Below are 11,127 nucleotides of genomic sequence, written 5' to 3'. Positions count from 1 at the left end.
AAGTAGAAGTTGCTTTCCAAGGTAGTGAAGCTTTAGTTTCAGCTCTACAACAAGGACCAGAAGCAATCACTGCATCATTTGAAGGTAAAAGCCCTGTTGAATTAATTGATACATTCATCACAGAATTTAAATTCAAAGGTACTATTACTGAAGATTACATGATTGCTCAATATGAAAAATTCTTAACTTTGAATGGACAAGATACTTCAAAAGCAAAAGATGAAGTCAAAGGTGGCGTTCAAATGGTCATGATGTTAGTCGCAATGCAAACTGCACCATTGGGAGTTTCTCCTGTTAAATTTGAAGAAGGTACATTATTCATCGATATCGCATTCAAAGATGGAAAATGGAATATCAATGGTACAACATTAACAACTGCTGAAATTTTTGCTGCATTTCAGTAAATAGCATAACCTTTATGCAAAAGCCCTAAGTTTTTTAGGGCTTTTTTTATGAGATTTAATTCGAATCGTTCTATAATATGTGATTTAAAATAGGAGTTAGCCATGAGCTTGAAAGCAAAAATTTTAGATGATATTAAAAATGCAATGCGTGAAAAAAATAAAGAGAAGCTTGCGACACTCCGTTTAATCAGCGCAGAAATTAAACAAGTTGAAGTTGACCAACGTATTGAGATGGATGATGCAGCTGTAACTGCTGTTCTAGTTCGTATGGTTAAACAACGTAAAGAATCTATCGAGCAATTCTTAAAAGCAGAACGAGCAGATTTAGTGGCTGTAGAAGAAGCGGAGCTAACAGTGATCATGCCTTATTTACCAGAGCAAATGAAACCTGAAGATATTGAAGCTGCAATCAGTCAGGCTATTGAATCAACTGGCGCAGTTGCTATGAAAGATATGGGTAAAGTGATGGGTGTGTTGAAGCCACAGTTAGAAGGCAAAGCTGACATGGGTGAAGTGAGCAAATTATTGAAAGCGGCATTGAATAAATAGTGCAATGAGTAAAGGTTTTATCCCCAATCATTTTATTGATGAAGTTTTAGGTCGCGTTGACATCATTGAGATTGTGAATCAGCGTGTGCCATTGAAAAAAATGGGCAACAGTTTTAAGGCTTGTTGTCCTTTTCATCAAGAAAAAACCCCATCATTTATGGTTAACCAAAGTAAACAGCTATATCATTGCTTTGGTTGTGGGGCAAAAGGTAATGTCATTACATTCTTGATGGAATATGAAAAACTTGAGTTTGTAGAAGCTATAGAGTTTTTAGCTCATCATGAAGGTATGGTGATTCCTTATGAACGCAGAAGTAATATTTCACCAGAAGCTGAGCGCAAAACTCAAACGACATTAACAGCTTTGAATGAAGCCAATCTCTTTTTCCAAAGAGAATTGAAAAAACCTGATCATCAAAAAGCACGTGATTATCTCCAAAAGCGAGATTTAACAGCTGAAGATATTGAACGTTTCAATATTGGTTTTGCACCAGATAGTTGGAATGCATTATTGACGACTTTAAAAAGTAAAGGCGCCAATGAACAAATGTTGGAAGAAGCTGGTTTAATCATTCCTGCACAAAACAAACCCAATCACTTTTATGATCGATTTCGTGATCGTGTCATGTTTCCCATTCGTAATCGAAAAGGTGAAACAATAGCATTTGGTGGTAGGATCATTGGTGATGGCGAACCAAAATATTTAAACTCTCCGGAAACACCTGTTTTCCATAAAGGCAAAGAGCTTTATGGATTATATGAATTGCGCCGTGATGTTCGTAATTATAATGAGATTTTAGTAGTTGAAGGTTATATGGATGTTGTGATGATGTCACATTTTGGTATTCAAAATGTTGTGGCAACATTAGGTACAGCTATGTCCAACACGCAAGTTTCTAATCTTTTCCGCTATACACATTCCATTGTATTTTGTTTTGATGGTGATAATGCAGGGCAGAATGCCGCATACAAAGCCATGGAAAACGCTTTACCTGTATTGCATTCAGAAAAAGAGATTCGTTTTCTATTTTTACCTGATAATCATGATCCCGATAGCTACTTAAAAGCACATGGAAGGGAAGCATTCAATCAGTTAGTACAAAATGCATTGCCATTATCTGAATATTTATTCAATCATTTTGAAAATAAATATTCTTTAGAAACCATAGAAGGTCGATCTCAATTATTATCTGATATGGGGACTTTAATTAATTCTATGCCAGATATTCCATTACGAGATTTATTGCGCGCTGAGTTGGGTAAGAAAACTAATGTAACACGCAACATATTAAATAAACATGTAGAACGAGGCAGAGTAATCAATCAACGCTTGCCACAAAATAACCAAAATCAAGGTAAAAATTTAGTTGAGCGTGGCATTGTATTATTATTGAATAATCTCCAATTGGTGCAAACAATCCATAATTATGAGTTTTTATTAGATAGTGATGAAAAAGGTGCAAAAGTTTTATATCAGCTAATCACAACCGTATTAGATCATCCTGAAATCAAAACAACAGCACAATTATTAGGTAAATTCCAGGATAAACCTTGGATTCAATATGTTGAATCCTTGAGTGTTTTGGATCATATGTTAGAAGAATCTCTACATCAAACTGAGTTTGAAGATGCATTGAGAAGACTATCACAACGTGCGGATCCACGTAAACAAATCTTGGCTAAGTTCGCAAAAGGATTGACATTAACAAGTGAAGAACTCAAATTATTGAATAATAAGAACTAAATATATATTTAGTTCTTGAAAAGCTATTGATTATGTTAAATTTCAAAAGTAGGCTCAATTCTTTGACTTTTACTATAAACTCTCTGTATTTTAGGCTGTGCTTGCAACAATAAAGGCAATATTTCTGTATGAATATGTTTTTGAATATTATTCAAATCCTTTTCATAAATGGCATGATAAACTAAACCCGCATATTCAACGGCTTTTTGTTTAATTTCATCACGTTCTTTATAGTTACCACGAAAGTGTCCACCACCATGATATTCAATGGCTGCAATTGGCATATAATCTGAATTCACAATACAGAAATCAATGCGTTTTTGGTTAATGCGATTAAAAGAGCTATGATCTTTGTTTTTTAGAATTTCACCTAAGCTGACTTGAGCAAAAACTCTGTATTGACCATTAGATTGGATTTGGATGTTTTCAACTAAGGCTTCATAAACTTTAACTTCTTGTTTGTTGAGTAAGCGAACTGCTTCAAAGTTAGTATTATTGAAAAGTCGGCTTTTAAATTTGTTACTCAAATATATTTTGAGTAATGTAATACTAATCACAAATGCAAAGACTAAAATAAGATATGGAAAAACTGGTTTGAAACCAGCAAAGATGCTACTGATAATTAATTCTGAATTCATTGGTATTAAGGCTGAAACTATTGAAAGGCATAGTATAGCATGTTGACTCTATCGCACATATTTAATTTCCACTTCTATATATTATATTTACGGAATAGATCAATAGTTTAAGGTCAGTTTAATTTCTTAATTAGAGGTTAAATATGAGCTTTTATGTTGAAGGTGTAGTTGTTGGAACATTCAAAAAAGACGATTTTGTTAATGAAGTAAATGAAGTGACAGGCGAAGCTATTGATACTGTGATTGGTGCTCACTTTGTTCAAATTATGGTTAATCAAACGATGGAAGATGGTAGTTCAAAAGCTGAATTACTTGATTTCAAAACAGAAGATCATGAACTTTATAAAACATTAATTGGTAAACGTAATTTATTCGCTGTAACTGTTAAGCCATGGAATATTAACGGTCGCTTTGGTTTATCATACAAAATGTTGGATTCAGCTAATAAAGCTAAATTCAATAAAACTGAATCTGCACAGAAAACTTCATAATCATGTGTGCGTTAGCTGTTCCAAAGATTGAATCTAAGATTATAGATACGCCATCTTGTATCTATAAGAAAGATTTAAACTCAATTATTTTGGGTAGTGCGAGTAATTCTCGCTTTACTCAAGATCAATTGGAACGTTGTGCTAATGTCGATTGGATTACAATTTATCAAGATCATAATGATAAAAAAGGCAAACTTCGTAAGATTGATGGTGGTGTAATTCTCAATCTTGAAGATTTATCAAATCTTTCTGAAGAAACTTTTGATAGTTATCTAAAACATTCAAATCCTATAAAAATTGTTCCTTTTAAAGAAGATGAAGAAAATAAGGAATTAACAGAAGAAGTAGCCTATAAAGAATTATGGTGTACTCATAAAAAATTCTTAGCTGAGGGTTCACACAATACTAGAATAATGCTTTTTTGTGATGGTACACGTGTATTTTTGTCGGGTAACGTTGGTAGATGGGGTCGTAAAGATAATCTTTTTAATTTGAACTTTCAGCAAACTATCAGCAAATGTAATTCAATCTTGAAAAAGTACGATTTACCACCTTTTACTATTGGTAAAAGTGAGAGGTTTTTTTCTCAATTCGATGGTAAATCACATTTAAAACGTTTGTATGGTGCTGTTGTTACTCGTCTTGATATTAATGTGAACTTTGCAACAGGTTCGCCAGAGAATGCCCAATATTTAATTGACTATTTACAAGCTCGCTCAATGTCTTATGTGAGTAAGTCTGTAAGTGGTCGCTCTTCTGTGCAATGGGGGAAAAAGGGTGGTCGTCTATATACGAAAGCGTATGTAAAATTTGAAGAAATGCTACGTCATTGCAGTAGTAAAAAAGACGAATTGGCTGTTTTAACTGAAAGTTTTGCTTATCAGTTTGCTAAGAATAATGGGATTGTTCGCATTGAAACTGAAATCGACCGTAAAACTTTATCAGAAACAGGTTTACGAGATTTGGAGAACATTACTATGTCTAAATTAGTAGGAGTTGCTAAGATAAAAATTGATGAATTAATGAATGATATTCCTTTAGGCTTGGAACACTTCGAGCCTGAAAAAGTTTTTTATAAAAAAGAACATAAAAAATATATAAAAACTTTGGCAATGTGGAAATCAGGCATGGATTTAAAAGCCTTTACGGTTATTTCCAAGTCTACATTTTATCGTCATAAAGAAGAAATCTTGAAAATTTCAGGTATTGATATTGAACAAAGATACGTTGAAGGTGTAACTGTTGAAGCATTGTCTTTGATTAGTAAAATTTCTCTTGAACCTGTAGAACGTCCTGAAAATTACTCATTAGCTATTGATTGGGAAGCTCCTGAGCTTAATGTTATTGATTTAACAAGACATTTACCAACTCGTAAACAAATAAATGAAGCACTTCTTGCAGTTGTTCCAACTCAAGAATTTTTGAACACTAATTTGGCAGAACCTAATCATGCACTGATAGCAAAACGTAATGCTGAAGCTAAAGAACGATATCAGATGCGTAAATTGTACGACATTAAAAATCAAGATAAGAGGGCCTATTAATGGAAGACGATGAATTAGAAAGATACTGTGAAGTTTGCTTTTGCGTTCCTACGGACAATTCTTTGCATATTAATTGTATTCCTGGTGATGAGGATCACGATGTTTATATGTGTGGATCATGTGCGAATGATTTTTATGGTGAAGATCGATGACTTTTTTTGAATTACGTGTCGTTTATCTTGTAATTGGATTTTTTATTATTTTTTTTGTCTTTTTTATTGTGAATGTTTTATTTCAATTAGGTGCTAATTAAATGATTAATAAATTTTTTATTTTTATTTTTCTGTTCTTGAATCTTGCATTTGCAGATCAAAAAGTAACTGTTGAAATGCCGACTATGGATTTAGATCCTGTAAAAGTTTTTATTGCTTCAATTGTTGTTATTGCTTTAGGTTGTTCTGCTGTTCTTTTTGGTATGCGTAAATCATCTAATGCATTAGATCCTGATGGTGATGCTGAATTTTATTATCGTAAAAGTTTGGAAAAATAAGGAGTTGAAAGTGGAATGTTGCCCTAATTGTGGTTTTGATTTAACTGAAGATGATGTTCTTGATGAAGATTCGCCAATTGACGGGGTATCTTGTGTTGAATGTGGTGAAACAACAGATCCAGAATATTTAGAAGATGGTGTTTGTCTTTTATGTGTTCAAGCTGCTTATTATTAGTTTCTTATGTCATACGCTCAAATTTTTACTATGTTTTTTGTCCCGATGTTGTGCCTGTGGATATTGGGATTTGCTACTGGAGCAGGCTATTCTATTTTAACTAAAGATAAGGATTAATTATGAGACGTTTATTAAAATTGAAGTCTAAGGCTTCTGCTGCTGTTTTAACTGTTGTTGGTGTTGTTTCTGCTCCTGCTGCTATGGCTGCGGATGCTGTATCTGTTGAAATGCCAGCTTTGGATTTAGATCCTGTTAAAGTTTTTGTTGGTGGTATTGTTGTAGTTGTCTTGGGTATCGGTGCAATTATGTTCGGTATGCGTAAAGGTAATCGTGCGTTAGGTGGTTAATAGTTAATCTATTAAAAAAGGGAGGTATATATCTCCCTTTTTTGTTTGGAGATTTTTAATGGAATCTAGTGCTCAAGATTTTTTTGGATTTGTAATTATTCCTCTTTGGTCAATGGGTTGCGCTATGTCATTTATTCTAGGCTTTGGAGCTGGTAAATGAGAATTTTAACATTATTTTTATTATTGATGACATCATTTGTATTTGCTCAAGAGTGTAGTATTGATCTTTGTACTTCTAGTACAAAATCAAGTTGTTTTATTAAAGATGATTCTATTTTTTATGTGAATTCTGGAATTGATGATTATGCAAATTTATCTGTTTGCAAATCTCAATATCCGAATACTGCTTATTTTGATCGTTCTACTAGTTTTTGTATGTCAAGTGATAATAGACAACTCGGACATTTATCAAGATTTGAAATTATTTATGATGATAAACCGACTAATAAATTTTTTTGTTCTATTGATAAACCGACTTTTCCAGAACTTAAAAAATGTTTGAAATTAGATGATGCTTCTAATAAGTGTACTGATAATTTAATTGATAGAACTGTTGATGCTGCTTCTAAAAAGTGGTCAGATTATAGATGTGGTCATAAGTTTGTTGGTAATACTTACGCTTTTACGTGTTCTGGCGTTTTCCCTAACGGTGACATGTCATATGGTAATGTCGGTGGTACATGTCAAATAAATTATGAAGATCAAGAATGTGAGAATCAAGAAGAACCTGAACCGCCTGAAGAGCCTAAAAAACCTGATGTGCCTTGTTTTACTAATTTAGAAAATTGTGATGTTCCACCTGAATTGCTTCCTCCTAAAGATCCTGTAAATCCCGATGGCCCTAAATGGCCAACTGATAATGTAGGTGATGGTAGTGGGAACGGTATAGGAAATGGAAATGGTAGCGAAAATGGTACAGGAAACGGAAATGAAGATGGTAGTGGGAACGGTATAGGAAATGGAAATTATGATAAAGATGATTTGACTTGCAAGGGTACAAATTGTACTGGTTCAAATGTTGATGTTGGCAGTTTACCGAGTGGATCTGCAACAGATCTATATCAGCCCAAAAATGATGATAATTTTGCTGATTTTCTGTTAACAAATATTCCTGATGTTAATACTACTAAAGTCGGCAAAGAATTAAATAAATTAGTGCCTGTTTTACCTGTTGGATCTTGCCCAAGTTTTCAAATCAAGGGCTTTTCTATGATGGGTATGATCTTGATGCAAGATCAGGATGTTTCAATCCCGTGCTGGATATATGATCTTATTCGTGCTTTTCTTCAAATTTCTGCTGTTGTATATGCTCGTAAAATTATTTTCGGAGCTTGATTATGCTTGGTTGGTTAGCTGATTTATTCACTGCTCTTTTTAATACTTTAATTGATTTTTTATCTAGTATTTTAGAGTGGATTTTAATAGTTATTGGTTGGTGTATTACTGCATTAATGTCGATGCTTAAAGATATATGTTATTGGTTTTTGAGCGGTATTATTGAGTTGTTTAACACTTTTTTGAATAACTTTGATTTTGATTTGGGTGAATACAGTCCTCAACATTATTTAAATGATATTCCTCTAGATGTTTTAGGTGTTTTAGGATATATAGGCTTAGATACTGCATTTGGAATTATTATTAGTGCTTATTTGATAAGAATTGCATTAAGAGCTATTCCTTTTGTCGGTTCTATATTTAAATAAGGAGTTTTTATGCCTTTACATTTTGTTTTGGGCACGCCAGGTTCAGGTAAAAGTTATTGGTGTGTTAAACATTGGATTCTTGATCAAGGTTTGCGTTCTGGTCGTAAAGTTATAACAAATATTCCTTTGAATGTTGAATATTTGACTGATGAAGAATTAGATTTATTTGAATATCGTAGTCCTGGTTTATACCCGAGATCAATTAAATATAAAAAGATGGTCGGTGGTGTTCAGCAAGATTTTACAGTTGTTTCTAATAAGCCTTTTGATTGTGAAGGTGAGTTTTTATGTGATGAGTGGCGTGATGAGAATGGTCAAGCTCCGCTCTATGTTATTGATGAATGTCAAGAATTACTAGCTCGTGAAGTAAAGCCGAGTATTGAGCTTTTAGAATTTATTGCAAAACATAGACATTTCGGAGAGATGGATATTATTTTAATCTCGCAAGGGGTTGGCTATATTGCTCAGAGAATTAGAATTAATCTTGAAACAACTACTGTTTTGACAAAAAGAGCTTTTCTCGGTTATAAAAATTCATTTAATTTAAAAGTTTATGGTGGTCAAAGAGAAAGAGGTAAGCCGCCAGTTACTAATCGTAATTTGAAATATGATAAAAGTATATTTAAAGTTTATAAATCTCATACTGAATCTAAGAATGAAGTTCAAAGATCAAAAGATTTTAAAGGTAATCCATTTTTGAAATGGATGATTAGAATTGTTCTTTTTGTTCTTGTTTTAGGCCTTTATACATTATATAAATCAGTTTCTTCGATTAATGATGGTACTGCTATAAATACTGTTAATGTTAATTCTAAGCCTGATTCTGTTAAATCTGCTGCTGTTCCTAAACAAAATAATATTGTTAATGACAATTCTGTTTCTCAACAATCTGAATTCGTTGGTCCAACTAAACCAAAGAATAATTTTCATGCTCCTGATACTAATATAAATTATTATCGTGATTATGAGAAAAGAGATACATATCAGACTTCTAAAGATGTAAAAAGAGCACCGTTTTTGAATTATCGTTTTTCTGTTGTATCTTCTATTGAATCAGATACTAAAAAGCTTTATATGTTCAAGTTGGTTGATGAATCTCGTGGTGTTCTAGTCAATCAAACGAATAATGAGTTAGAAAAGTTAGGTTATAAGTTCGAGTATATTAGTCCATGTGTTGTGTTGATCGATCATTTATATGAGAATAATGCTTTTTATGCTACTTGCGAAGATTCTACGCTTAGAAGTAATAACCGCGCTACTGCTGAGAAAGTAAGTGCATAAGCAAGCCGGCGGGTTTCCCGATGCCCCCGCGCTACTGCACGGAGGCTCGGGAAAGAGCAGGCGAGCGTGCTTATTGCAATTCATGAGTAATCATGTTGTAATTACATTGTAATACTTATTCCTGGGCATATATGAGATACAAAGATGGTAAGAATGGAGTTGTTTATTCTACTAATGATTTAAATGCTGTTTTGCAACTTAGATTGCCAGAGCATGAAAAAGAACAGTTTCTACAAGCTTGTAAGGATTTAGATACAACAGCCGCAAGGGAACTGAGATTATTTATTAGAGAGTTTTTAAAGAAGAATGCGTAGGGTAAATTATTATGATTACAGAAGATTATAAAAAATATGCATGTTTATCTGTTGAAGCAGTTGAGAACTCAAAATCAATTGAAGAGCTTGAATTGATGTATTTACAAGCATTTGATTATTTCAATTCTGAATATTTTAAATTTTATGATCATTCTGGATTTGGCCGTGGGTGCAAGCGAGACCTCTTCAGGTTTAGGGTTGATGTATCTAAGCGTTTTATAACCTAAACGGATGAAAGTGAGGTGCAAACCTGATAATGATAAGAAAATCTGAAATGTCGCATTAGTCAAGTGTTAAGAAATTCGAGCCACGTTTAAGAATGGCTCTTTTTTTTGCACTAAATAAATCAACAATGCTGATATTTAGCGAATTTTAACTTGACGAATGCAGAATGAAAGATAAAAACAATCATTAAAGGTTGCATCACACAACCACCAATTGGCCAATAAGGTTTTTTGAATGGGCCGCGAAAGTCGAAGCCAAAGGACGGGACTAGTAATACCGTCCTTCTGTCTCAATATGAGAATAAATACATTTAAAAACAACACGTTGGGTTTTGTTGTTGGGGATAAAAAAAGCCCTCACAACGAGGGCTTAAAATAGGAATTTAGGGAAGCGCTTTATATGGTTTGATGTTGCTTTGTATTTCGTTAAATCTCGCATCAATTTTACTCTGTAGATCATTTTTAATTATAAATAGTTCGATCTTGAGCTGTAGATCACGAGACAATCTATTAATTTTACGGTTTTTTATCTCGCTGAGATATTGGTATGAAATGTTTAGTTGGTACGCTACTGCAAATTGTTCCAGCTCTGACAAGTAAATAAGGTCTTTGATTCTCATTCTATTTGCTCCAGTAGTTTACTGATTATGCTATCTAATTGATCTCTTTCATTCTCATTTATTGCACAATAAATTAAACCTGCTTTTTCTGTTGCAATCTTTTTGACCTCATCACGTATTTCGTGCTTGTTTCCTTTATGCCCAGTTCCGTGGTATTCAATTACTGCTAATGGTTCAAAGTCATTGGCTGTAATGCAGAAATCTACACGTTTTGTATTGATTTTCCAAAATCCTGGGCCACTACATTTTAAAATTTCGCCTAAGTTAACTTGTGCAAAAACTCTGTATTTACCTTTGTTTGGGATAATAATATTTTTTATAATTGAATTATAGATAAGAATTTCTTCATTATTTAGTAGCTTTTGTTTTTTGAATTCTGCACTAGACACAATTTTAATATCGTCATTTTCCTCTTTTTTCTTTTTTTTATTCTTGGGGGATAGGGTAGACGTTACTATGATCAATAAAACTATAATGGCTGCAATTATAATTAGTGAGTTACTCATGATTATCCTTTTTCTGTTTTCTTGAAAATTTTATCTTCTTTGAAATTTTCAATATCTTCGATTGTGATGTTGTGAATATGCTTATTTATAAGCGCAT

Annotated in this window: 15 protein-coding genes and 1 pseudogene; 14 read left to right on the top strand and 2 right to left on the bottom strand. The window is 33.0% G+C overall.

What is annotated here, in order from left to right; translation table 11 throughout:
* The 3 genes and pseudogenes from BZK14_RS13200 to dnaG form a co-directional block, all read left to right on the top strand.
* Window positions 1–404 (top strand): annotated as a pseudogene (locus tag BZK14_RS13200) (hypothetical protein); the annotation flags it as partial.
* A 102-nt stretch (window positions 405–506) separates the two neighbouring features.
* A complete protein-coding gene (locus BZK14_RS01840; RefSeq protein ID WP_077924905.1) occupies window positions 507–953 on the top strand; it encodes a GatB/YqeY domain-containing protein in 447 nt (148 codons plus the stop codon).
* Between the two features lie 4 nt (window positions 954–957).
* Window positions 958–2,697: a DNA primase gene (dnaG, locus tag BZK14_RS01835; RefSeq protein ID WP_077924904.1), complete on the top strand. Its 1,740-nt coding sequence runs from the start codon at window positions 958–960 to the stop codon at window positions 2,695–2,697.
* Between the two features lie 35 nt (window positions 2,698–2,732).
* Here the strand turns inward: dnaG and BZK14_RS01830 are convergent, their stop codons facing one another.
* The gene (locus BZK14_RS01830) at window positions 2,733–3,335 is read right to left on the bottom strand and encodes a DUF2726 domain-containing protein (protein ID WP_077924903.1); all 603 of its coding nucleotides are present in this window, start codon (window positions 3,333–3,335) and stop codon (window positions 2,733–2,735) included.
* Between the two features lie 143 nt (window positions 3,336–3,478).
* On the opposite strand from BZK14_RS01830, the gene BZK14_RS01825 reads away from it, so the two are divergent.
* The 11 genes from BZK14_RS01825 (at window position 3,479) to BZK14_RS01785 (ending at window position 9,907) form a co-directional block, all read left to right on the top strand.
* Complete coding sequence (locus BZK14_RS01825) at window positions 3,479–3,826, top strand: hypothetical protein (protein ID WP_077924902.1); 348 nt, start codon at window positions 3,479–3,481, stop codon at window positions 3,824–3,826.
* A 2-nt stretch (window positions 3,827–3,828) separates the two neighbouring features.
* Window positions 3,829–5,370: a phage/plasmid replication domain-containing protein gene (locus BZK14_RS01820; protein WP_077924901.1), complete on the top strand. Its 1,542-nt coding sequence runs from the start codon at window positions 3,829–3,831 to the stop codon at window positions 5,368–5,370.
* Entirely contained in the window at window positions 5,370–5,522 is a 153-nt protein-coding gene (locus BZK14_RS13195) for a hypothetical protein (protein WP_171973616.1), read from the top strand. Before BZK14_RS01820 ends, BZK14_RS13195 begins: the two co-directional genes overlap by 1 nt.
* A gap of 101 nt (window positions 5,523–5,623) precedes the next feature.
* Window positions 5,624–5,860, top strand: coding sequence for a hypothetical protein (locus tag BZK14_RS01815; protein WP_077924900.1), 237 nt, complete (start codon window positions 5,624–5,626; stop codon window positions 5,858–5,860).
* 10 nt (window positions 5,861–5,870) lie between these two features.
* Window positions 5,871–6,035, top strand: a complete 165-nt coding sequence (locus BZK14_RS13190) for a hypothetical protein (protein WP_171973615.1) — start codon at window positions 5,871–5,873, stop codon at window positions 6,033–6,035.
* A 119-nt stretch (window positions 6,036–6,154) separates the two neighbouring features.
* A complete protein-coding gene (locus BZK14_RS01810) occupies window positions 6,155–6,382 on the top strand; it encodes a hypothetical protein (RefSeq protein ID WP_077924899.1) in 228 nt (75 codons plus the stop codon).
* 156 nt (window positions 6,383–6,538) lie between these two features.
* On the top strand, window positions 6,539–7,717 hold the full coding sequence (locus BZK14_RS01805) for a hypothetical protein (protein ID WP_077924898.1): 1,179 nt from the start codon (window positions 6,539–6,541) through the stop codon (window positions 7,715–7,717).
* Between the two features lie 2 nt (window positions 7,718–7,719).
* A complete protein-coding gene (locus BZK14_RS01800) occupies window positions 7,720–8,085 on the top strand; it encodes a DUF2523 family protein (RefSeq protein ID WP_077924897.1) in 366 nt (121 codons plus the stop codon).
* Between the two features lie 9 nt (window positions 8,086–8,094).
* Window positions 8,095–9,366, top strand: a complete 1,272-nt coding sequence (locus BZK14_RS01795; RefSeq protein WP_077924896.1) for a zonular occludens toxin domain-containing protein — start codon at window positions 8,095–8,097, stop codon at window positions 9,364–9,366.
* Between the two features lie 131 nt (window positions 9,367–9,497).
* Window positions 9,498–9,680: a hypothetical protein gene (locus BZK14_RS01790; protein WP_077924895.1), complete on the top strand. Its 183-nt coding sequence runs from the start codon at window positions 9,498–9,500 to the stop codon at window positions 9,678–9,680.
* A gap of 11 nt (window positions 9,681–9,691) precedes the next feature.
* Complete coding sequence (locus tag BZK14_RS01785; RefSeq protein WP_077924894.1) at window positions 9,692–9,907, top strand: hypothetical protein; 216 nt, start codon at window positions 9,692–9,694, stop codon at window positions 9,905–9,907.
* Window positions 9,908–10,520: 613 nt separating this feature from the next.
* On the opposite strand, the gene BZK14_RS01775 is transcribed toward BZK14_RS01785, so the two are convergent.
* Window positions 10,521–11,030: a DUF2726 domain-containing protein gene (locus tag BZK14_RS01775; RefSeq protein ID WP_077924892.1), complete on the bottom strand. Its 510-nt coding sequence runs from the start codon at window positions 11,028–11,030 to the stop codon at window positions 10,521–10,523.
* Window positions 11,031–11,127: the final 97 nt, after the last annotated feature.

The sequence above is a fragment of the Wohlfahrtiimonas larvae genome, assembly GCF_002006755.1.
GTDB classification, from domain to species: domain Bacteria; phylum Pseudomonadota; class Gammaproteobacteria; order Cardiobacteriales; family Wohlfahrtiimonadaceae; genus Wohlfahrtiimonas; species Wohlfahrtiimonas larvae.
This window is presented reverse-complemented; position numbering and strand designations above follow the sequence as displayed.